This window comes from Algoriphagus sp. NBT04N3, from assembly GCF_019443765.1.
Classification (GTDB): Bacteria; Bacteroidota; Bacteroidia; order Cytophagales; family Cyclobacteriaceae; genus Algoriphagus; species Algoriphagus ornithinivorans.
Map to the genome: position 1 here is coordinate 3,236,847 of NZ_CP048415.1, position 22,214 is coordinate 3,259,060.

At 40.1% G+C, this 22,214-nt stretch carries 17 protein-coding genes; 6 read left to right on the forward strand and 11 right to left on the reverse strand.

The window, feature by feature from the left end:
* Positions 1 to 13 precede the first annotated feature (13 nt).
* Complete coding sequence (locus GYM62_RS13995) at positions 14 to 1,675, reverse strand: OstA-like protein (RefSeq protein ID WP_219956887.1); 1,662 nt, start codon at positions 1,673 to 1,675, stop codon at positions 14 to 16.
* A gap of 48 nt (positions 1,676 to 1,723) precedes the next feature.
* Between GYM62_RS13995 and tilS the strand changes: the two genes are divergently transcribed.
* From tilS to GYM62_RS14020, 5 genes are all read left to right on the forward strand, one after another.
* A complete protein-coding gene (gene tilS / locus GYM62_RS14000; RefSeq protein ID WP_219956888.1) occupies positions 1,724 to 3,046 on the forward strand; it encodes a tRNA lysidine(34) synthetase TilS in 1,323 nt (440 codons plus the stop codon).
* Positions 3,046 to 3,561: a Crp/Fnr family transcriptional regulator gene (locus tag GYM62_RS14005; RefSeq protein ID WP_219956889.1), complete on the forward strand. Its 516-nt coding sequence runs from the start codon at positions 3,046 to 3,048 to the stop codon at positions 3,559 to 3,561. The genes tilS and GYM62_RS14005 overlap by 1 nt, the downstream gene beginning before the upstream one ends.
* 213 nt (positions 3,562 to 3,774) lie before the next feature.
* A complete protein-coding gene (gene mdh / locus GYM62_RS14010; RefSeq protein ID WP_219956890.1) occupies positions 3,775 to 4,710 on the forward strand; it encodes a malate dehydrogenase in 936 nt (311 codons plus the stop codon).
* Between the two features lie 98 nt (positions 4,711 to 4,808).
* Positions 4,809 to 7,514 (forward strand): hypothetical protein, encoded by a 2,706-nt coding sequence (locus GYM62_RS14015; protein WP_219956891.1) that lies wholly within the window; start codon positions 4,809 to 4,811, stop codon positions 7,512 to 7,514.
* A gap of 62 nt (positions 7,515 to 7,576) precedes the next feature.
* Positions 7,577 to 9,244 (forward strand): mechanosensitive ion channel family protein, encoded by a 1,668-nt coding sequence (locus GYM62_RS14020; protein WP_219956892.1) that lies wholly within the window; start codon positions 7,577 to 7,579, stop codon positions 9,242 to 9,244.
* Between the two features lies 1 nt (position 9,245).
* Here the strand turns inward: GYM62_RS14020 and GYM62_RS14025 are convergent, their stop codons facing one another.
* From GYM62_RS14025 to GYM62_RS14040, 4 genes are read right to left on the reverse strand one after another with little or no spacing between them, the layout of a single operon-like run.
* Positions 9,246 to 10,835, reverse strand: a complete 1,590-nt coding sequence (locus tag GYM62_RS14025; RefSeq protein ID WP_219956893.1) for a hypothetical protein — start codon at positions 10,833 to 10,835, stop codon at positions 9,246 to 9,248.
* Between the two features lie 50 nt (positions 10,836 to 10,885).
* Positions 10,886 to 12,040 (reverse strand): DUF4249 domain-containing protein, encoded by a 1,155-nt coding sequence (locus tag GYM62_RS14030; RefSeq protein ID WP_219956894.1) that lies wholly within the window; start codon positions 12,038 to 12,040, stop codon positions 10,886 to 10,888.
* Positions 12,040 to 14,784 (reverse strand): TonB-dependent receptor domain-containing protein, encoded by a 2,745-nt coding sequence (locus GYM62_RS14035; RefSeq protein ID WP_219956895.1) that lies wholly within the window; start codon positions 14,782 to 14,784, stop codon positions 12,040 to 12,042. Before GYM62_RS14035 ends, GYM62_RS14030 begins: the two co-directional genes overlap by 1 nt.
* Positions 14,777 to 15,451, reverse strand: a complete 675-nt coding sequence (locus tag GYM62_RS14040; protein WP_219956896.1) for a hypothetical protein — start codon at positions 15,449 to 15,451, stop codon at positions 14,777 to 14,779. Before GYM62_RS14040 ends, GYM62_RS14035 begins: the two co-directional genes overlap by 8 nt.
* A 151-nt stretch (positions 15,452 to 15,602) precedes the next feature.
* On the opposite strand from GYM62_RS14040, the gene GYM62_RS14045 reads away from it, so the two are divergent.
* The gene (locus GYM62_RS14045) at positions 15,603 to 16,514 is read left to right on the forward strand and encodes a sugar phosphate isomerase/epimerase (protein WP_219956897.1); all 912 of its coding nucleotides are present in this window, start codon (positions 15,603 to 15,605) and stop codon (positions 16,512 to 16,514) included.
* Between the two features lie 61 nt (positions 16,515 to 16,575).
* On the opposite strand, the gene cysM is transcribed toward GYM62_RS14045, so the two are convergent.
* The 6 genes from cysM to carA all read right to left on the reverse strand — a co-directional run bounded on the left by cysM (position 16,576) and on the right by carA (position 22,182).
* Positions 16,576 to 17,454 (reverse strand): cysteine synthase CysM, encoded by an 879-nt coding sequence (gene cysM / locus GYM62_RS14050; RefSeq protein ID WP_219956898.1) that lies wholly within the window; start codon positions 17,452 to 17,454, stop codon positions 16,576 to 16,578.
* Positions 17,441 to 18,286, reverse strand: coding sequence for a serine O-acetyltransferase (locus GYM62_RS14055; RefSeq protein WP_219956899.1), 846 nt, complete (start codon positions 18,284 to 18,286; stop codon positions 17,441 to 17,443). Before GYM62_RS14055 ends, cysM begins: the two co-directional genes overlap by 14 nt.
* Positions 18,287 to 18,304: 18 nt before the next feature.
* The gene (locus tag GYM62_RS14060; protein WP_219956900.1) at positions 18,305 to 18,856 is read right to left on the reverse strand and encodes a hypothetical protein; all 552 of its coding nucleotides are present in this window, start codon (positions 18,854 to 18,856) and stop codon (positions 18,305 to 18,307) included.
* On the reverse strand, positions 18,837 to 19,124 hold the full coding sequence (locus tag GYM62_RS14065) for a septum formation initiator family protein (protein ID WP_091652892.1): 288 nt from the start codon (positions 19,122 to 19,124) through the stop codon (positions 18,837 to 18,839). The genes GYM62_RS14060 and GYM62_RS14065 overlap by 20 nt, the downstream gene beginning before the upstream one ends.
* Positions 19,125 to 19,779: 655 nt before the next feature.
* A complete protein-coding gene (gene eno, locus GYM62_RS14070; protein WP_144606826.1) occupies positions 19,780 to 21,063 on the reverse strand; it encodes a phosphopyruvate hydratase in 1,284 nt (427 codons plus the stop codon).
* A 21-nt stretch (positions 21,064 to 21,084) separates the two neighbouring features.
* Complete coding sequence (gene carA, locus GYM62_RS14075; protein WP_219956901.1) at positions 21,085 to 22,182, reverse strand: glutamine-hydrolyzing carbamoyl-phosphate synthase small subunit; 1,098 nt, start codon at positions 22,180 to 22,182, stop codon at positions 21,085 to 21,087.
* Positions 22,183 to 22,214 lie beyond the last annotated feature (32 nt).

The following is a 22,214-nucleotide window of genomic DNA, read 5'->3' on the forward strand; positions in this document are numbered from 1 at the left end:
CTTATTCGTTACCTCAGTTGTTCTTAGTCTTCAGAGGTGTTAAAACAGGTTTTTTCTTATTCAAACCTCTTTTTTCCAGTGATTTTTGTATTTCCTCTTCGGTCGGCATCCTGATTTCCGCATTAGGTTCATTAAAAAGATTTTTTTGATTAGGATCGATTTCAATTACCGGTCTCCAAGCGAAAATTGAATCCAAAACTGGTTTTTCCTCCAACCTCCATAAAAAGCCATCGAGTCTTGAGCTCTTTTCATCCAATTTTTGCACTGGAATAAAACGCCCATCAGGCTTAATATCATACTTCACACGCTTAATTGCTCCTTCTTTGAACTTTAATTCAATAGTGGCTGACAAGGTTCGGTTGACACCCTGAGTCAAAGTATCGCCCTCCAGCGCAAAATATAATGACTCTCCATTCCCTTCAATATTCAGTTTACTGATTTGCCCTTCCTCAAAAAAGCCAGTCATCTTCCTGCCTTTCATTTGATTGAAGTTTGTCAAAGTATCAGTCATTATGGCAAAAGCCTTTTCCTTCATAAAGACCCGTTTCAACTCTTCATTTTCAATATAAAAAACCATAGAATCAGCAGAAATCTGGCTTTTTTGATTCCATATGACTGGGTCTTGAAACAGTTGAATGGTGGAATCATTGTAATTATAAACCAAAGAATCCGCAATCCCGGACAGGTCGGCTTTGATTAAATTTATAGAATGAAAAGCCAATAAATACTTTGCAGAATCCGACTCATGATCCTGAGAAATCAAGGTATCTGCAGTTAAATAAAGCGTATCTTTTTCGAAGTATCTTCTTACCAAAGCTTTACCATGCACCAAGCTATATCCTCTATCCTCCCAATATTGGCCTACATCCCCAAAAATCTCAACTTGCCTTTCCTTGTTAAAAACTCGGACATTCTCTTTTCCTTCATAATACGCTTCCAGCTCTTTGTACAAAAGCTCTTCCGCTTTCACTCTACTAGTCTCAGTCTCCACTACCCCGTCAAAAAATCGGAAATTCTTATTTTGAGTGTCATAAAAACTCCCTTTCTGAGCATCCAGCGTATTACCTTCTTTTGATACCAGGTTAGTCAACCCTTTGGTCTCTGCAGTTTTGGGGATTGTCAGATACACCAGATATTCAGTTTTCATGGTGTAATCTGGATTCACTAAGACCACCTTATCCAAAAAAGTGATACGTTCCCGATTCACTTCATACCTACCTCTTTCACTGGTCAGTACGTTGGTCGAGTCTACCACCTTCCCTTTGTTGAAATAAGTGGCTATATTTTGAGCTCTATCGTAGTTGAGATAATCTGTGTAAAGCGTGGTTTCTCCATTGGTGAAAACCACCTTATTTCTCAGCTTGGCCAACTTAGTATTTCCATCGTATTCAGCATAAGTACTTCGGGTGGTGACCGGATCTTCCTGATCCTCTATCAAAACTCTTCCATAAAGTTTTGCCATGTTGCTCGTTCTGAAAAAATGAGCCGAGTCACAGGAAATTAGTGTATTCTGATTCTTCATCCGAACAGACCCCAGCAATCTTTCGAAACCATTTGCACCTTTTAGGGAGTCAGCTTTCAAAATTTCCAGCGTATTGGTTCCCTGCCCAAAAGACGAAAAAGTCCAAAGGGTGAAAATCAAAACGGAAAGGAAACTGAACGGGGATTTTTTCATTGATGAATTCAAGTGGGCAAAATTAGTAGAAAAAGCTATTTTTGATCAATGATTACAGCTTTTAAAGAGCATATACGCCAAAAGTCTCTTTTAGATGAGAACTTCAGCTATCTTTTTGCCTGCAGCGGAGGAATAGACAGCATGGTATTGGGGGATTTATTGCTCAAATCGGATATTCAGTTTGAAGTTGCCCATGTCAATTTTGGATTAAGAAGTCATGAGAGCGACGGGGACGAAGAATTTGTAAAAAAATGGGCAGAGAAAAATCAGCTTCGCCTTCACAACCACCATGCTGATGCAATGGCGGTGGCAGAGGAAAAGAAGATTTCAATTCAGATGGCTGCCAGGGAAATTCGATACGCTTGGTTCGAAAAGCTGAATACTGAAAGAAAACTTTCCGGAATCATATTGGCTCATCAGGAGGATGATCAACTGGAAACCATTTTTTTAAACCTTTTAAGAGGAACCGGCATGGAAGGCATACAGGGTATGGCCGACAGAAAAGGCTTACTCATACGTCCTCTACTTCCATTTAGCAGAGGCGAAATCGAGAATTATGCAAAAGAAAACGGAATAAGCTGGAGAGAGGATAGCTCAAATCTCAAAACAGATTACAAGCGAAATAAATTGAGATTGGAAGCCTTGCCTGCTTTATATGAAGTAGCCAGTGATGCCCGGAAAAATATATTGGGCAGCTTTGTAAGACTAAAGGACTCTGCCAAAGCTTTTAATCATCTTTTTGAAAACTGGAAAAAGGATCAAATCCGAGTTGATGGGGATTACCAATTTCTACCATTTCATGCCATTCAAAACACCCCTGGTGCAGTTTCTTTGGTTTTTCACTGGCTCAAACCATTTGGGTTTAATTCAGATCAGGCTGAAGGAATAGTTGATGCTTGTAGTAATCCTCAAGCAGGAAAAATCTTTGAAACTGGAGCTTACCAAGCAAGTATTGACCGAGAGGAAGTTATTTTAAGTCCTAAGCATCAAAACTTCGATCCTATTGAGATCAACAGAGATGATATTGGTTTAACTATCGAAGAAGACCGCTACGAGTTGATCAAGATGGATACTGGCTCAAGGATGGATACATTGAGGGAAAATGCCATGTTGGATTTTGAAAAATTGGATTTTCCACTGGAAATCAGAAGCTGGGAATTGGGAGATCGATTTATTCCATTAGGAATGAAAAACAGCAAGAAAATCTCAGACTTTTTGATAGATTTGAAAGTATCTCTGGCAGAAAAATCCAAAGTGAAGGTATTGATCTCCAACGGAAAAATCGCATGGGTAATCGGTTACAGAATTGCCGACTGGGCTAAGTGTGATGCCTCCACCAGAAAAATTTATTACATCAAACATTTATCCTGATGCTGAACCCATTTTCTAAAACTTATACAGAGGAAGATCAGAAAACTTTTGATTTCCTGCGGATGATCAAGTTTTTTGAGCGTCTGAGAAATAAGGAAATGGCTCGTTTTCTTCCCGCTATGCATCAGAGAAAATATGCCAAAGACGAAGTGATATTTTTCAGCAAGGATCCGAGTCAGGCTTTATATCTGGTGAAAAAAGGTCAGGTAATCCTAACCATTGATATCAAGGATAATTTTGAGTCAATTTTGGAAATTAACAAAGGAGAAGCCTTCGGGGAGAATTCTCTTTTGGAAAATGCAAAAAGAACCTATACAGCCATCGTATCATCCGATGAAGCAGATCTGATCGTGATTCCTCATTTTGCTATCCAGGAAATCTTCGATTCCAATCCAAAAATCAAAGCTAAAATGATGACATCATTGGCAGAATATTACAACGAAAACAATCAGAGGCTATTCAGGTCCTACAGAGAATCGTTTGGCTTCTTCAGCTTGAGGCAGATGTTTGAATGAGAATAATCAATTAGGAAATTGATCCTTGAGGAAAATCATCCAAGCTTGATTGAATTTGGAAATCCTTTCAGAAAATCTAAAAGCTTAACCATTAATTTATCCCTTCAGAAAGCCGATAAACAAAGTATTGGCCTGAGGGTTTCTAATCCGTTCATTGTTTAATAACTTAGCGCCGCTTTTTAAAGGCTTTATCAATAAAAAAATCAATATATCATGAGCAAAGTAACCGTAGTAGGGGCTGGTAACGTAGGAGCAACCTGCGCTGACGTATTAGCCTATCGAGAAATCGCTGAAGAAATTGTTTTGGTAGATATCAAAGAGGGAGTTGCTGAAGGCAAGGCCTTGGATATTTGGCAAAAGGCTCCTATCAATCAGTACGACTCCAGAACTGTAGGAAGCACTAATGATTACAGCAAAACCGCAAATTCTGATGTGGTTGTAATCACGTCTGGTCTACCTCGTAAACCGGGAATGACTCGTGATGACTTGATCGAGACCAATGCAGGAATCGTAAAATCCGTAACTGAAAATGTGATCAAGCATTCTCCGAATGCAATCATTATCGTGGTATCCAACCCACTTGACGTAATGACTTATCAGGCGCATTTGACATCAAAACTTCCAAGAAACAAGGTAATGGGTATGGCTGGTATCTTGGATACTGCCAGATACAGAGCTTTCTTAGCCGATGAACTGAACGTTTCTGGAAAAGAAATTCAGGCAATTCTGATGGGTGGTCATGGTGATACCATGGTTCCTCTTCCTAGATATACTACAGTGGCAGGTATCCCGGTGACAGAATTGATCGCAAAAGACAAACTGGATGCAATCATTGAAAGAACCAAATTCGGAGGTGGAGAATTGGTGAAATTGATGGGTACTTCTGCTTGGTATGCGCCAGGATCTGCAGCTGCTCAGATGGTAGAAGCTATTTTGAAAAATCAAAGAAGAGTATTCCCTGTTTGTATCAAACTGGAAGGTGAATACGGAATCGATGACTGCTACCTAGGTGTGCCTGTAATTCTTGGTAAAAATGGTATCGAGAAAGTGATCGAACTAGACCTAAACGCTGAAGAAAAAGCATTGCTAGAAACTTCTAGAGGTCACGTGAAAGAAGTGATGAATGTATTGGATGGTTTATCCAAGTAATTCTTTCTGAACTCACAATAAATGACCCGAGATGCTTGGAATACCTTGCGTCTCGGGTCTGATTTTTGTTAATTTCAGAGAAGACTAAAACCGACTAAGTGAAAATCTGGAAAAGCTTACTTGTTCTCCTTACTGTTTTAACCCTGGCTGCTGCTGGATATTGGGTTTATACCAAGTATTTTTCTTCCTCTAAAATTAGTAATCTCGAACTACTCAGTCAGGATGCAGTTTTTGTCTTAGAGTCGCAACAAACAGGAGATTTTTGGAATGAGCTAGTCGCTCATCCTTCCTGGAATATTTTCAAAAATTACCCTGCCTTCCAAAAGCTATCATCTCACTTAATCACCTTAGATAGCCTTACCGGAAACAGTGGAAAAATCAACCAACTTCTCAATAAGAATACTTTCACGGTAAGTTATCATCCCACGGGTTCCGAAAACTTTGACTTGCTCTTCACTCTTCAGGCATCAGAAGGAACTGGTCAAAATCTCCAGGAAGAGATTACTCAAAAGCTTCCAAAAGGTGCAAGGTTAAGTACCAGAAGTTATTCTGATCAACCTGTGATTGAGTATTTCGATGAAAAAAATACGCGCAGTTGGAGCTTTTCATTTTTGGGGTCGGTAATCGTTGCCTCACAGTCTTCTTTATTGATAGAAGAAGCCATTCGAAATTTCATTAACCCAGAACTTCCAACCTATCAGGATCTCATCCCAAAAAACCAGCAAAACACTAAAAGCAGACCAACCTTATGGGTAAGCGGAAAAGGGCTTGGGAGTTTATTAAGAGGCGTGGGGAATCAAAGGGAAAGCCTTGCAGTTAGAAGCCTCCAAAATATAGAAGCAGTCACTGGACTTGAAATTTCCTTGGAAGAGGGAGAAATCAGGATGGAAGGCCCTATTTTCCTTCAGGAAAATATTAATTTCACCCCATCAATCTCTGCAAACCTCACAGAAATACAGAAAGCCATTTCCATGGCCACCTATTCCGTGACCCAGTTTAATCTGCAAAGCATTTTTGAGACGCAGGCTTTGGAAAATAGAGCCTTTTCAGGGAAATCCACTTTTTTGGCAGAAGTACAAAGAAATTTAGTGGACCGTGGTTTTCTCGACAGCTTTACTGGTGAACTTTACCTTTTAGAATTGGAGGCCTTTGGTGGATCCAGTCAAAACTTGGCGCTATTGGCGCGAAGCTCTGAAAGCCAACAAGCATTTGATCTTCTCAGAAATTTCGTCAATTCACAAGGGAGTCAAACTACAGACTTTTATGCTAATAAGGAAATCCTATATGTGGGAGATGAAGAGTTTCCTGCTCATCTTTTCAAAGGAAAATTTTTTGGATTCAATCAAACCTTCATCACACAAGTAGATGAGCTTTTGATTTTTGCCAACTCCCAACAAGCAATGAAGCTGATTTTGGATGATTACCAAAACCAAAACAATTGGGCTAATGAACAAAGAGCCCCAGAAGCAAAAAAAGCACTTAGTCCAACTTCCGGTTTTTCAAGGATTTATTTGACCTCAAAAATCTGGGATTCCTGGACCAAACTCGCAAACCCCTCTTGGAGCACCTTTTTGCAGAAATATGCGTCAGCATTTCAGGCCTTCCCCTATGTCAGTTTTAAAATTAATCAGATAGGAGATGAACGTCGGGCAACTTTGATTTTGCCTTTAGCTAGCACTGACATCAAAGAAATCAAGACCGAGACCATGGTCAGCTTGAAGGCTGAAAGCAAAATCCCATTTAACAGCAAATTAATATTCGGGCCCCAGGCTATCAGTAATTATCAGGATGGAACAGAGGACATAATTGTACAGGATCAGGAAAATGTGGTCTATCTGATAAATTCTGCCGGCGAAATTGTTTACAATCAAAAGCTCTCCGGACCTATTGTTTCAGATGTTTTCCAGATAGACTATTACAAAAACGGAAAACTTCAAGCCCTTTTAGCTACCTCTGATGCTATTTATGGAATTGACCGATTGGGTAATCCTTTACCCAATTATCCTTTCAGGTTTAATTCCGAAAAAATAAGACATCTGAATCTTGTAGACTACGATAACAACAAGGAATATCGATATTTCCTAAGTACAGAACAGGGAAGCCTGTATCTGTTGGATAAAACCGGGGAAAGACTGGAAGGCTGGAACCCACTTCAGATTGGAGGAAAAACCGTTTCCCCTCCTACTCACTATAGGGTGCCTGGTAAGGGAGACTTCATGGTTGCCAGCACTGAGTCTGGATCTCTATTTCTTTTCAACAGGAGAGGCGAAAAGCAAAGCGGCAGCCCAATCAAGCTTACAGATGAATTAAGTTCAGGTTTAGTTTACAATAGAACTGCAGGAAGTGCCGGCTTTTTCCTTTCAGCCATTTCCTCCAATGGAGAAATCATCCATGTCAACTTTGATGGGGAAGTCTCCTATAGAAATCAATTGATCATTGAGGACAAAGACAATGATTTTGTCCTAGTACCAGATCAGCAAGAGATGGATTTTGTGATTATTTCCAGAAACTTCAATCAAATCAAAGTGATGAACCGAGAAGAGGAAGAACTCTTTTCTGTTCGGGTTGCAGAAGGTAATTTAAAATACCAATATTTCGATTTTGGATCAGGAAGGAAAATAATAGTGATTACGGATCCCTTGCAGGAGTTTTCTTACCTCTACGATATGAGCGGAAATCTTTTGACGCAGCTCCCTCCTGAAAGTCTGGGCAAACTGGAAATCAGCTATCAGGCTAACCTAGGTCAATATTTAATCAGAACCATCAGCGGGAATTATCTGACTACCTATCAATTAAGCGACTAATTGATTTTAAATTGCCCTAGGCTTCTAAATTGAGTACCTTTGCGGGAATCATTAGAGATCCTATGCTTCAGAAATTTCTAGTCAACTGCCTTTTTACATTCTTTTTTATTGGATTTGCCTCTGCGCAGCTTATCACTGATAATCCAAAAGTTGAAACAGTCGCCAAAGAGGTAAATTTAAGCTCACCCTATCATACCACGCTTACTTTCTTCTATAATCTAGAGGAGAGCAACTATAAGCCTGAAAGAGCTTCGAGAGCCTTGGATTTCACAGGCTTGGAAGAAGAGTATGATGATGAAAAATTAAGTGTCAAGCTAAAGCAGATTTTTGAAGGGAAAGGCGTGATTATTCGCACCAGTTCTATCCCAAACTTACCTAATTACCAAGACACCACTTCAGGCGCACCTGAATCGGTTTATTTTTTTGATAAATCAAAAATGCCTGGGGTATTCCTGGAGAAAGTTGGAAAGCAGTGGAAATTTTCATCTTTCACAGTAAGTCAGATAGATGATCTCCATCAGCAGACTTATCCTTATGGGACGGACCGATTACTCAATCTCCTTCCTAAAATAGGAAATGATGAATATTTAGGTCTTCACCTGTGGCAATTAACAGGCATATTCTTCCTGATTTTATTGGTATTTGTTGCCCATTTCTTCTTCACTTTCGTGGTAGACAAGGTGCTGGTTTACTTTTTCAGAAGAGTAGGTTATCAAAAATTAGGAGAAAATTATCTTCTCCCCGTTGCTAGAGTGACTAGCTTCTATCTGATTGTAATGGTCTTGTCCTTGTTTCTTCCGGTATTACAGTTACCCGTAGAAATATGGTCCTGGATTGTGATTATCCTGAATACTTTAAAGCCATTCCTGATCACGGTCATTTTTTACAAATTGGTCAATGTGGTAGCCGTATATTTTGCAAGACTAGCAACCAAAACAGAATCTACCCTTGACGACCAGTTAGTGCCACTGATGCGCAAAACGCTAAAAGCATTTGTGGTCATCATCGGTACCCTTTTTATCCTCAGAGATGGCCTGAACCTAGACATTATCCCATTCCTAACTGGTCTTTCTATCGGTGGTGTGGCAATCGCTCTGGCAGCTCAAGACACCATCAAAAACTTCTTTGGTTCAGTCATGATATTTATTGACAAACCTTTTCAGGTGGGCGACTGGATTACATCCGGAGATATTGATGGTACAGTGGAAGAAGTAGGCTTTAGATCTACCAGAATCAGAACATTCAGAAATTCCTTGATGTATGTCCCAAATGGAAAAATTGCAGATGCTGTATTGGATAACCATGGACTGAGACAGTATAGGAGATTTTATACTACTCTAACCATTACTTATGATACTCCTCCACAGCTGATTGAGGAATTTGTCAAAGGATTAAAGGAGATTGTCTTAGCACATCCTAATACCCGAAAGGATTATTTTAATGTTTATTTCAACAACCTTTCAGCCTATAGCCAAGACATCATGTTTTACGTCTTTTTCGAAGTCCCAACCTGGCCGGAAGAGCTTCGCTGCAGACATGAATTATTGATACAAATAGTCAAGCTGGCAAATACTTTGGGCGTTAGATTTGCCTTCCCTACGCAAACCTTGCACATGGAATCTTTCCCTGAGAAAAAGGGATTAGTACCGGAATATGCGACTGAATCTGTGTACTACCAGAAAAAACTGGGGGAATTTATGCAGCAGGAGATTCATAAGAAAAACGACTAATCTAATCTTCTGCAGCTTTTACTTCGAAATAACTTTCCCAGCTTTGTGCGCTTCCATCTTCCGATTGATATTGAATAGACATTTGGTACAATCCCGGTAAATCTGAAGTTATAATTTTGACTTCAGAAAGATCTACCCTACCTCTAGCTTCTGATTTCCAGGTTAGTACAGACCTTAAGTCTTGAAGATTTCTGATTTCCTGAGGCTGACCGAATTCGGACTCAAGCTCCACGGGAATTTGGATACCTTGATAAGGAGAATAGATGGCATTGGTCGGTAAAGGAAAGCCACCAACATCACTTTTGTAAGAAGAGAAACTAATCACCCCTTCGTAGTTCTGTTCATTCAGGTAAAAGACCCTTGCCAGCACATCCAACTTTTCGAAGCTTTTTGGATTAAATGCCGCCAATTGATCCGAATTGAAAACTGGCATTCCATCTACCAGCATCAAGGGGTTACCTTCGAACCGATTCCCGAATTCATTATTAGATCTAAATTCTTTCTTCCCTGATCGGGTCCTAACTGCTACAGAAGGGACATATTCTTTGATCACCGTTTCCACACTTTCGAAGCGAGTATAATCATCGAGATTATAGGAGTAATCAGCAACAAAACCCGTGACTACTGGAACAGGTTCCTGATTCAATTTTTCTCGAAAATAAGTTTGCACTCCACTGCTCAATAATAGTTTTTGAAGCAACTCTTGATCTGCCAATGATATCTCAAGTTGAGGGAAAGTGAATCCATTCTTGAAACGGGTTTTTACTGCCGGAGATTGAAGTTCAAAATTCATCAGATCTCCATTTTGATCTGCCTGAGCAATCAAGAACTTCCAATGCTTCAGGCCACCGATATCAAAAAATAGATTTCCATTTGCATCTGGTCTATCTGAGTAGAGTGCTGACTCTATTCCATGAACAGAAAGAAAGTAAACCTTAGAGGTGTCCACTTCATTTGGGTTCACCTTGGCAGCTACGATATGTCCAAACAATTCTGGTATTAAAACTCCCTCGGCTTTTCCTTCATACAATTGAGAGGATGAGATTTGTCTTTCCTCTTCCAAGAATGGATTAACCAAGCTTACCTTGAGCTCTTGTATTTTTTGCCCCTTTAATTCTTCAGGAATATCTATAATTTCCTTTGGGTTGAATTGACCTTGGATCAAAGTATAGCTCTCTTTTTGATGTCCTTTTTTGACTATTTGCTCTGACCTATTGGCTACTACCTTCGGAGGGATTCTTGGATTGAAAATAGTAACCAATTGTTGCTTCATCCCATTTTCCAAATTGAGCAAGGGACTGATACGGGTATATATTCTCAATAAATAATGATCTGAAGGAAGATTGGAAGGAATTTCCAAAAAGTGCAATGCCTCTCCTTGTTCTAGTAAGATCTTCGCTAAATGAACGGACTCATTTTCCCGATTTAACAATTCTGCATAGAGCACCTGGGAGGAGCTAGGCTTTCCTTTCTGAGTAACTTCTGCAGAAATCCATATTTTTTCTTCAGTAAAATAAATAGTCTTAGGAATACTGTATGAAACCTGTTCTTCTACAAGATTTTGACAGAAAGCATTGGGCAAGTGATACATAAAAGCAAGAATCACTATGCATATGGGACGATATATTTTAGGCAGCATGCTCATTCTTCCCAAAAATCAGGTCTAATATTAGTTCCTCTTCGAGTACAGTCCACGCATCTTGGAGTGGAATACCTGTAGCCGATTGGCTCAATGGCATTTTCGAGATAAATAGGCAAAGCCGGTATATTGATTTCGGAGCGGAAAACAGCATCATAATTTGCTACAAAAACCGTATCAGCAGACAAAAAGCATCCTGCATACTCAGGAACTTCCGGCCTCCATGGTGCCACTTCTCTAATATCAATAAAAAGCCTCTTTTGTTGAACTTTCCCTAAACTCACCTGCCCAATTACCGGGACATCAGGGTTTTGGTCTTGCTTTATATTCCCTCTAATATTCGAAGGGAGTGGACTAAAAATTGAGCCTAAATCATCTGTATTTTTCTTTAAAATTTCCCAAAATTCAACTGCATCTTTGCTTAGAGCCTTTTGCGAGATCAAAATACTGTAGCGAAGGGAAAGTCGCTCATCTCCTAGATTGATTTGCTTGATAGATTGTCTAAATACAAATTGATCTTGAAATCTAGAGGAGGTCTCTAAAATCAGATCAGAATTTAAGGCACTTCGATAGCATAAATCAATTCGCTCTTCGGCTGAACGCGGAATAATCCTTTTCAATTCTGGATCATATTTGTCAAAAGAGATAATTGGAGGGCGAAAAGCCCAAGTTTCCTCATAAGTCCAGAGAAAATCATCTGCATCAGGATTACCTTTGGTGGTCAAAAACACCTCCACACCAGCCTCATTTTGTTCAAAACCAACATCAATAATCTCAGGAGTAATCACAGGCTTTAATTCACTAGAGGTATAGCTCGTACCATCATTGAGAAAAATCCTTAATTGATAAGTTTCATTTTCAGGAATATCATGTTGGAATTCATAGATACCCTCACCTCGCTCTAAAAGGGAATATCTCGCGCCGGAACTGCTTTCCAAGTAAACAGTAGCACCAAGCGCTGAAGGATTGAAATTAAATTCATCTTGGATATTGGAAGTAAAGCTCAATCTTAAATTACTACTTAATCCTTCCGAATCGAGATAACCTTCTACCACCAGAACATTGAGATCCCGTGCTTCAATCTCCGGCTCAAAAGGCTCCCTACACCCCCAAAAGAGCAAAAGAAGCAAGAAAAAAGAAAGGTTCTGTATTTTCATCAAAATCTGAAATTGTAAGTAATAAATGGAATTGGTTTAGCAAAAATGGATAATTGATACCCTCTTAATTTTCCTTCTACTGGGGTGTAATAGACTGAATAAGGATTACTTCTACCCAATACATTGTAGACTCCGACTGACCAGGACGAATGGGCGAGTTTTTTTACTTTATGATTTCCTTCCAAATTGACAGAAAGGTCAACTCTGAAATAATCCGGAATTCTGTAGGCATTTCTATCCGAAAAATAAACCCTTTCAGATCCGCCATACTCAAATTTTGAAATAGGTAAGGTTACCGGTCTTCCGGTGCTATAATTCCCATTTAAAGAAGCATTTATTCGCTTACTCAATTCGTAATTTGTCACTAATACGACATGGTGGGGCTGATCAAAATTACTGGAGTAAAAAGCACCCTGATTAATTTTTTCAATACTCGGTTCATCAGAGGTTCTCAGTAAGGAACGAGAATAGGTATATGCCAGTGAGCCTTTTAAAATGCCTGTGTTCTTTTTCAATAAAAATTCAATACCATAAGCTCTACCGAGGGAATTGAGTACATCTTGCTCTATATCCTCATTTAGAATAATAGATGCTCCTGACCTATAATCCAGAATATTACTCATGTACCGGTAGTAGACTTCAGAGGAAAATTCAAATTTTGTTACTCCAATATTTTGATAATATCCTAAAGAAAACTGCCCTCCTGTTTGAGGCTTGATATATGAATCACTGAGTTTCCATGAGTCTGTAGGAGCTATTACGGAAGTATTGGAGAGCAAATGAATGTTTTGCCTTGTTGTAGTAAACCCAGCTTTAATTGAAGATTGGTTGGTTAAGTTATACCTACCAGAAAGCCGGAATTCTGGTCCATGATAGGTCTGAATAGTTTCTCCTTTTCCAAAATTTCTTTCCCCCGTAAGGTTGCTTTCAATTATGGGTGCTCCGGGCACATACTCTTTCACGGTATTGGGACCATAAAATTGGTACAACATATATCGGCCTCCATAACTAACTGAAAGGCGCTCGTTGATCGTCCATTCGTCTCCAAAATAGATTGCTAACTCCCGCGCTTGTTCATTTTCCAAATCCTGAGGAATTACAATTGACTCTGTGCCAAAGGGGTTATTTGTCCCAGGATTTAATTGGTATTGGATTGCGTGGAGCCCAAATTTATAAATATGGTTGAGGTCCTTTCTGTATTCCCAATCGGTTCTCAAATGGACTTGCTTTACATCAAAATTGAAATCAAATGCATTTAAAGGATTATCCTGCCCGATAATTCCAAATTGATATGCATCATAACCAGCAGTAAACCGAGCTTCCAACTGTTCATTATAAAAGTGACGCCAAGTCGCTGCTACATTTAGATTTTGATAGGAATAGGTAGTGTCAGGATCAAAGGCAAACTCATCTTTGGAAATGTAGCTAGTGACTTCCAAATGATTTTTCTCGTTAAAAATATGCCTAACATTGGCATTAAAATCATAGAAAGAGGCTCTTGAACCATTTAAGGCAGCTTCATCATCCAATAAATTCAAAGCCCAATCAGAGTAAGTAGATCTCCCACCTAGAATAAAAGTGGTCTTTTCTCCTATAGGGCCTTCCAAGCTCAATCTGCCAGTCATGATTCCTATACCCCCACTTCCACCGATTTTATCAGATCTTCCAAACTTTGGACTTACCTGAAGCACTGAGGAAAGCCTGCCCCCATAATTAACAGGAACAGAACCTTTGTAAAGCTCCACTCCTGCCACCATATCAGGATTGAAGGCAGAGAAAAACCCAAAGACATGTGCAGGATTAAATACGGTCGATTGATTATAGAGAATTAGATTTTGATCAGCAGCACCTCCTCTTACATTGAAGCCAACACTCGCCTCTCCTACAGTATTTACACCGGGCATGGTTAATATGCCCCTCAGCACATCCACTTCTCCCAAAATAGCCGGAAGACGCTTTACCTCTGCCATAGAAATGGATTGAACTCCCATTTCAAGTTTGTTAATATTGGACAATGCCCCAGAGCTTACTACTACTTCATCTAAAGAAAGAAAACTTTCCTGTACCTCCATATTTAAGACTCCATTTCCGAAAAGCTCTATTTGACGCTGCTCTTGATAGCCTCCTGGATTTTGAATTATTAAAGTATGTCTTCCTTTAGGCAGGGTGATTTGATAGTACCCATTTTCATCAGTGATGGACTTTTGAAAACCAATGTTTTCATAAATCACTGTTCCCAGCATGGGCTCACCATTTTCTATGTTGCTTACTTTACCAGATAGCACTGCGGTCTTTTGAGCGGGGTCTTCTTTGTCCTTTCCGATTTCATATCGCATGTTCCTAGCAAAGGCACCTAAATCTTCCTGTTGATCTGTTGCCAACTTGGAAACCTGGTTTTTAGGCTCAAAATATCCCCTTACAAATTCAACAGGCATTTTTCTTCCTGAGGTAATAAATACCCTATTGTCGGCAGCTATGGAAAACTTCCAACTGGTCCCTTGAAAAATTGCGGTCAGGAGATCATCTAATTTCCCCTCTTTCGCCTGGATATTAACCGAAACTTCCTCCATCACCTTCGGATCAAAGACAAAGCGATAGGAGGTTTCCTTTTCTATGAGCTCAGCAAACCTTTCAAAAGATACTCCCGCAAAAAGTCCTGTGATTTTCTCCTGCGTTTGAGCCTCTGCTAGACCAAAGGACAGGCAAAAAACTCCTAGCAATGCGATTAAAAATCTTTTATTCATTTTCAGTACCTATTTGTGAATGAATTTGAATTAACATCTTTAGGTATCGTCTCTTGTTGCTTCCATAATAAATACCTTTTCTAGTCAGATTCTCCCGGACAAGTTTTTTACTCAATTCCAGAGTTTTAATCGCAGACTTCTTTGTTTTTATGGAAAAAAACTGGCCACCATCCCAAATAAAAAAATCTTCGAACTCCTCATATTTAGCCACATAATCTCCCAATTCGCGGGTGGGTTTCGGAATTTTATAATGCTTGGCGAGCAAGGTCACACTCCCCTCTTCCACAATTTCATAAAATCCGTTTTTATGGTGAGCATAAGACTCATTTCCGGTCAACTGCTCGAAATTGCTTCCATCCCCAAGTCTAAATGAATTGATTTTGGCTGGGTTTATAAGAAGCTTTTGCATGTAAATGGGATGTACTGTAATGACCTGATCATATCTGATATCATATAAAAGAGGGATGTCAGGGTAATACACTTGATTGATGGTTAAGCCGCCGTATTCAAAAGACCTGCCTTTCAAAAAAGGAAAGCCTTCATGGTTTTTGGGAGGCTCAGGGTATTGGGCTCCAGTGATCAACTCCTGAAAAAAAGGTAGCTTTTCCTGGTAAAATTCCAGGTTAGCCAAATTTTCTTGGAGGCTCTGAGCAAATGCCCCAACCATTGATAGGCTAATTAGGCCCAGTAAAAAAATTCTTTTCCTCATGGTCGAAAATACGAGAGAATCGATTTTTGATTCAGGTTTTTAAAAATTATGTTTAGAAAGGCAAAGTTTCCTTTTAGAAGGAAAAATCTATCCACTAAATGAGCCCCATATGACCAGTAGAAGACAAGTACTCAAAAGCATTGCCCTTTCATCCATAGCAGTGGGAGCTCCTCTTGCTGTAACGAAAGCAGCGGAAAAAACGCTACCTCAGTTTCGGTTTTCTCTCAATACTTCTACTATTCGCGGACAAAAATTGAGCCTTCCCCAAATCATCGAACTAGCCGCAAGAGCTGGATATGATGGCTTTGAGCCATGGATGATGGAGATTCAAACCTATTTGGATTCCGGAAAAAGCTTGGCTTCACTCAAGAAATTAGCATCCGATGCGGGGCTGGAATTTTTCGATTGCATAGGTTTTCCTACCTGGATGTCCCAAGATGCTGAAAAAAGTAAAGTTGGATTTGCTCAAATGGAAAAAGAGATGGGGGTCTTGGCTGAATTAGGCTGCCCTCGCGTAGCTGCTCCTGCTATTGGTTCGGAGGCACCTTTAAACTTGATGGAGGCGGGAGAGAAGTACAAACAATTATTGGATCTTGGCAGGAAAACAGGTGTAATGCCCCAACTGGAATTCTGGGGAGCTTTCCCTTCATTTCATCATTTGGGTCAAGCCATGATGGTTGCCGCTGTGGCTAACGATCCTGATGCAAAAATCCTTGCAGATGTGTATCACCTTTTCCGAGGAGGCTCCGGTTTTGAAGGCATGAAACTCCTAGACGGGCAAGCCATTGATATTTTCCATATGAATGATGTACCCGGTGATATTCCGCGCTTGGAGCAACAGGATAAGGATAGAGTTATGCCAGGCGACGGGGCTGCTCCCATGCAAGAACTTGCCAATACGCTCAAAGCTAAAGGAAAACCCATTATTTTGTCCTTAGAGCTTTTCAATCCAACCTACTATGCCATGGATGCGGAAGTGGTTGTGAAAGAAGGGTTGGAGAAAATGAAGCGGTTTTTTTGAAAAAAATTGGGCTCATTTAGCCTGAGTTTAAAGACAAAAAACTAACATTTATTTATGCTTTTCACCCAAACAAATCCGAACTCAAATACCGGTCTCCCCTATCGCAGGTAATGCAGACTATCACTCCTTCTTCAAGTTCTTTGGAAAGCTCGATAGCTGCATGTAAAGCTCCGCCACTACTCATTCCGGCTAATATTCCTTCTTCTTTGGCCATCCTACGTGTCATTTCAGTAGCCTGATCCTGTGAAACATCTATCACTCGGTCAACTCTCTCTTTTTCAAAAATCGCAGGCAAAAATTCTGGAGACCATCTTCTGATTCCTGGAATGCTCGATCCATCGGTAGGCTGGGTGCCCACTATCTGGATTGAAGGATTTTTTTCTTTGAGATATCTAGATACCCCCATGATAGTACCTGTGGTACCCATTGCAGATACAAAGTGAGTAACTTTCCCCTGCGTATCATTCCAGATTTCTGGTCCAGTGGTTTTGTAATGGGCCAAATAATTATCCGGATTGGCAAATTGATTCAGCATGAAATAGCCTTCTTTCTCATTCATTTCCTCCGCCAGAGTTCTAGAATACTCGATGGTTTTAGCTGCTGGTGTCAAAATAACTCTTGCCCCATAAGCCTCCATGGAAAGTACCCGTTCTCGAGTTGAGTTGTCCGGCATAATCAAGGTCATATCCAGTCCCAAAACTTTGGCTACCATTGCCAAGGCAATTCCAGTATTACCGCTGGTAGCCTCAACCAATTTATCACCCCTTTTTATTTCCCCTCTATCCAAGGCAGATTGAAGCATATTAAACGCAGCTCTGTCCTTGACACTTCCGCCCGGGTTTTGGCCCTCCATTTTACAAAGAAACTTGACTTTTGGATTGGTCGGGATATGGGAAAGCTCCACCAAAGGAGTATTGCCAATTAATTCAAATAGCTTCATGGGAATCGTTTTTGAATACATACACATCCGTCACTTCTGAATCTGCATGGTACATTTGGGCCTGATAATAAACTTTAGACCCTGCTGCCACAGATTTAGTCAGCCAGACATTCCCACCAATAGTACTCCCTTTTCCAATGACAGTTTCGCCACCCAAAATAGTGGCTCCAGCGTAAATCACTACATGATCTTCAATGGTTGGATGACGCTTGCTATCTGCATCAGCTTTTGCTACGCTTAAAGCACCAAGAGTAACCCCTTGGTAAATTTTTACATGCTCTCCTATTACTGTGGTTTCTCCGATCACTACACCAGTACCATGATCTATACAGAAATACTTGCCAATTTTAGCCCCTGGATGGATGTCAATTCCCGTACGACTATGAGCAATTTCTGTAATCATTCTGGGAATTAACTTAATTCCCAACATATGCAGTTCATGAGCAATTCTATAGGCTGCTATCGCATAAAACCCTGGATAAGAACGAAGAATCTCAGTTCTGGATTTGGCTGCTGGATCTCCTGAATACATTGCATCCACGTCCAAGTGAATCCAATCGTATACTTTCTCCAGTCTATTGAAAAACTCAGCTGCCAATTCCTTTCCGTTTTGACCATGAAGCTGGGTATTCCTCTGAAGGATCACTTCCAAAGTGAATTGGCTTGCGGCTAATTTTTGTTCTACCTCAGACTCATCCTTGATCTTTTGTACAGAATACTCTGGAAATAATAATCCCAAAACCTCTTCAAAAAATTGTTGTATCACCTTGGGAGAGGGGCAATCTGAGCACTCCTGATGAGCGCGGTGAATTTTAGAAACAAAAGAATTCATAGGTTTGAGTTGAGAGACTTACAACACAAAACCAACTCGAATCACATAAGGTTCACCATAAGGAGACCTTAAATTATCATGAAGCACATTATATAGGAAAGTAAAGTTGGCTCCTCCCCTTCCTCCACCGAAAGGAGCAAAGTAGCCTCCGCCTAAGAACAGGGCATTGGACCAAATCCTCTCAAAACGCTCAGATTGGGTATTATAATTTTCAAAATTCAAGGATTCGAACTCCCCATGAATAAAAATATTAGGTAGTACATTAAACCTATTGAATACCCTTCCGCCATAAGATGAAAATTCATTCCCAAAAAATCTCCTGTCATTAAAATATTGATAAGTAACCCCAATTCCTGCAGAATATCTATTAGTGATCATAACACCAACAAGAGGAGAAATGTCTAATAGAGTAACTGTTCCAAACTGCATCCCAAAGTTCCCTCCGAAATACAGCCTGTCTTTGAATGATACAGAATCTGAATAGATTTCTCTTTGGGCCTGCGCTTGAAAAAACAGACCAAAGGATAAAAGAAAAGTAAGAGTGAGGAGTTTATTTTTTGACAATAACATAGAGATCTTCGCTTGGCTTCTTCATCAGGTATTTTTCACGGGCAAACTTCTCTAAGAGTTCGGGATTACTCATTAATTCTTCTCTTTCAGACTTAATTTTCACTTTTCGCTCTTGATAATATTCCTTTTGATCCTCCAGCTGATTCAGTTTTTGACTTAGTTTAAACTGGTTTACCAAGTTATTGGAGTCAATAAAGATCATCCAAGACAGGAAACAAAGAGTTGCCAATCCATAAAAATTACCACCTAGTTTGAGAAGCTTCTTCATAGTATAAACAGAACAGAAAGTTAAATTACAAAAATGATGCAAAAATGAAGCGAGTGGAGGATAATTGTGGGTTTTGAAATCTCTTGAAGTAAAAAAATGCTCGCAGCGGCGCAGCGACGCAAAGCTTATTTTCTCCCGCAAAGGATAGAAGAAGCAAAGAAATTTTTGAAAGAGTTATCAAATCGCGCCGTTGGTTCTCTGGAATTCTTATTCAAATTTATTGCTACAATCAAAACACGCCTCTGGCGCTTCAAATAGTTAGGCTGTCAAGCATCGGAGAGGCGCTCTGATTGCAGACTTTGGTTTGAAAGAGACTATCAGAGATTCAGAGATGCGATTTGATTGTTTAAAGCTGAAATTAAAAATTCAAAATCTGGCTCTTCTGTGGTGAGAAAATCTCGCAGCGGCGCAACGAAGCAACGTTTATGTGGATGAAAAAATGTTATGCTGTAATTTTCCGATAACAATTTCTTTACTGCCCGTAAATCGTACCCCGATAGCTATCGGGGCGTAAATCAAAAATCATTTCCCTCTGTGGTGAAAAAATAATATCAAAGAAGAAATTGAAACCTAACTTCCAGACCCTACCTTTTTAAACAAAAAATCCCCTGTCTTTATGACAGAGGATTTTAAAAGTTTTATGAGCTAGTAAGACTTACTTCAATCTTCCTTTAAAAACTGCCGCATCGCCAAGTTGCTCCTCAATTCTAAGCAACTGGTTGTATTTAGCCATTCTATCAGATCTAGAAGCAGATCCAGTTTTGATTTGACCACAGTTAACTGCCACAGCCAAATCAGCGATGGTTGAATCTTCAGTTTCTCCGGATCGGTGAGACATTACAGCTGTAAATCCAGCCTTATGTGCCATACTGATTGCATTTAAGGTCTCAGTTAATGTTCCGATTTGATTTACTTTAATCAAAATGGAATTAGCCGATTTTTCTTGGATACCTCTTTGCAGGAATTTCACGTTTGTTACAAACAAGTCATCACCTACCAGCTGTACTTTATCTCCGATTTTAGCGGTCAACATAGCCCATCCTTCCCAGTCTTCTTCAGCACATCCGTCTTCGATAGAATCGATTGGATATTTCTCAGTAAGTGAAGCTAAATAGTTTACTTGCTCTTCTCTGCTTCTGATTACTCCTGTATCACCTTCAAACTTCTTGTAATCATAATTTCCATCCTTGAAAAACTCAGATGCAGCACAGTCCAAAGCAATAGTCACATCGTCACCAGCTTTATAACCAGCTTTTTCGATTGCATCTAAAATACAACCCAAAGCTTCCTCTGTCCCGCCGGAGAAGTTTGGAGCAAATCCACCTTCGTCTCCTACTGCGGTACTCAAACCTTTATCGTGAAGGATTTTTTTCAAATTATGGAAGATTTCAGCTCCCATACGGATTGCCTCGGAGAAGCTAGGAGCTCCTACAGGGCGAATCATAAACTCCTGGAATGCGATAGGTGCATCAGAGTGAGATCCACCATTGATGATATTCATCATTGGTACAGGAAGCGTATTAGCATTTACACCGCCGATATAGCGATATAATGGCTGACCTGCTTCCATTGCTGCTGCCTTGGCAACAGCCAAAGAAACGCCAAGTATTGCATTCGCTCCCAAGCGGCTTTTAGTGGAAGTCCCATCCAAGTCAATCATGATCTGGTCAATCATGTTTTGCTCAAAAACTTCCATTCCTACCAATTCCGGGGCAATGATATCATTCACATTGGAAACGGCTTTCAATACGCCCTTTCCTAAATATACACTCTTGTCACCGTCACGAAGCTCTACGGCCTCGTTAACTCCTGTAGATGCACCACTAGGAACAGCCGCTCGGCCAAATGCACCATTTTCTGTTACCACATCCACCTCTACGGTTGGATTACCTCGTGAATCGAGGATTTGTCTTGCATGAATTGATTGAATCAACGTCATAGTCTAAAAGGTTTATAAGATTTAATTTTGATTGATTAAGGCGATAAAGTCATCAAAAAGATACCGGGAATCGTGCGGTCCAGGTGAAGACTCCGGGTGATACTGCACAGAAAAGGCCGGTTTATTTTTCAGCTTGATGCCCGCCACTGTATTGTCATTCAGATGAACATGAGTAATCTCCACCTCAGGATGCTTTTCAGTATCTTCTCTTACGATATTAAAGCCGTGGTTTTGAGAGGTAATTTCACTTTTACCTGTCACCATATTTTTGATAGGATGGTTGATTCCTCTATGCCCATGGTGCATCTTGTAAGTAGAAATACCTACTGACTCTGCCAATAATTGGTGTCCGAGACAAATTCCAAAAACAGGTTTTCCTGTATTTAGAATATCCTTTACAGTTTCCACTGCATAATCCATCACAGCTGGATCGCCAGGACCATTGGATAAGAAATAGGCATTTGGCTGCCACTCTTCCATTTCCGCCAATTTTGTTTTAGCTGGATATACTTTACAATAAACTCCGCGTGAGGCTAAGTTTCTCAGGATATTTTTCTTAATCCCGAAATCCATACAGGCAACTTTGATTGAAGCATTTTCATCCCCATAATAATAAGGCTCTTGAGTACAAACTTGAGATGAAAGTTCCAGGCCGTTCATGTCCGGTAACTTCTCAAGCTCAACTTTAAGACCTTCCAAATTGCCTTCAAATTCAGAACTGATGATTGCATTCATCGCTCCTTGGGAGCGGATATGTCTCACCAACTTACGGGTATCGATATCTGCTATTCCGGTGATTTTATATTTCACCAAATAATCCTGAAGAGAACCATGCCCATCCAGTCTGGAGTAAACTTCTGAGAAACTATTGACAACGATACCGCCAATAGTAGGATGATCAGACTCTACTTCTTCATTATGTACACCATAATTCCCAATGTGTGAAGTGGTAGTGACAATAACCTGACCTGTATAAGAAGGATCTGTATAGATCTCTTGATAGCCAGTCATACCGGTATTGAAACAAATCTCACCCCCATTGGTACCGGGGTTTCCAATCAATGAACCGTGGAAAACGGTTCCGTCAGCTAGAAGTAAGGTTGCTTTATGTTTAATCATGTTTGAGAAAGTTGCCCAAAGTTAAAGATTTC

What these genes read in the sequence shown, in the direction of transcription:
- GYM62_RS13995 (WP_219956887.1), bottom strand. Translation starts at nt 1,675, where the DNA reads ATGAAAAAATCCCCGTTCAGTTTCCTTTCCGTTTTGATTTTCACCCTT.
- tilS (WP_219956888.1), top strand. Translation starts at nt 1,724, where the DNA reads ATGATTACAGCTTTTAAAGAGCATATACGCCAAAAGTCTCTTTTAGAT.
- GYM62_RS14005 (WP_219956889.1), top strand. Translation starts at nt 3,046, where the DNA reads ATGCTGAACCCATTTTCTAAAACTTATACAGAGGAAGATCAGAAAACT.
- mdh (WP_219956890.1), top strand. Translation starts at nt 3,775, where the DNA reads ATGAGCAAAGTAACCGTAGTAGGGGCTGGTAACGTAGGAGCAACCTGC.
- GYM62_RS14020 (WP_219956892.1), top strand. Translation starts at nt 7,577, where the DNA reads ATGCTTCAGAAATTTCTAGTCAACTGCCTTTTTACATTCTTTTTTATT.
- GYM62_RS14025 (WP_219956893.1), bottom strand. Translation starts at nt 10,835, where the DNA reads ATGTATCACTTGCCCAATGCTTTCTGTCAAAATCTTGTAGAAGAACAG.
- GYM62_RS14030 (WP_219956894.1), bottom strand. Translation starts at nt 12,040, where the DNA reads ATGAAAATACAGAACCTTTCTTTTTTCTTGCTTCTTTTGCTCTTTTGG.
- GYM62_RS14035 (WP_219956895.1), bottom strand. Translation starts at nt 14,784, where the DNA reads ATGAATAAAAGATTTTTAATCGCATTGCTAGGAGTTTTTTGCCTGTCC.
- GYM62_RS14040 (WP_219956896.1), bottom strand. Translation starts at nt 15,451, where the DNA reads ATGGTTGGGGCATTTGCTCAGAGCCTCCAAGAAAATTTGGCTAACCTG.
- GYM62_RS14045 (WP_219956897.1), top strand. Translation starts at nt 15,603, where the DNA reads ATGACCAGTAGAAGACAAGTACTCAAAAGCATTGCCCTTTCATCCATA.
- cysM (WP_219956898.1), bottom strand. Translation starts at nt 17,454, where the DNA reads ATGAAGCTATTTGAATTAATTGGCAATACTCCTTTGGTGGAGCTTTCC.
- GYM62_RS14055 (WP_219956899.1), bottom strand. Translation starts at nt 18,286, where the DNA reads ATGAATTCTTTTGTTTCTAAAATTCACCGCGCTCATCAGGAGTGCTCA.
- GYM62_RS14060 (WP_219956900.1), bottom strand. Translation starts at nt 18,856, where the DNA reads ATGTTATTGTCAAAAAATAAACTCCTCACTCTTACTTTTCTTTTATCC.
- GYM62_RS14065 (WP_091652892.1), bottom strand. Translation starts at nt 19,124, where the DNA reads ATGAAGAAGCTTCTCAAACTAGGTGGTAATTTTTATGGATTGGCAACT.
- eno (WP_144606826.1), bottom strand. Translation starts at nt 21,063, where the DNA reads ATGACGTTGATTCAATCAATTCATGCAAGACAAATCCTCGATTCACGA.
- carA (WP_219956901.1), bottom strand. Translation starts at nt 22,182, where the DNA reads ATGATTAAACATAAAGCAACCTTACTTCTAGCTGACGGAACCGTTTTC.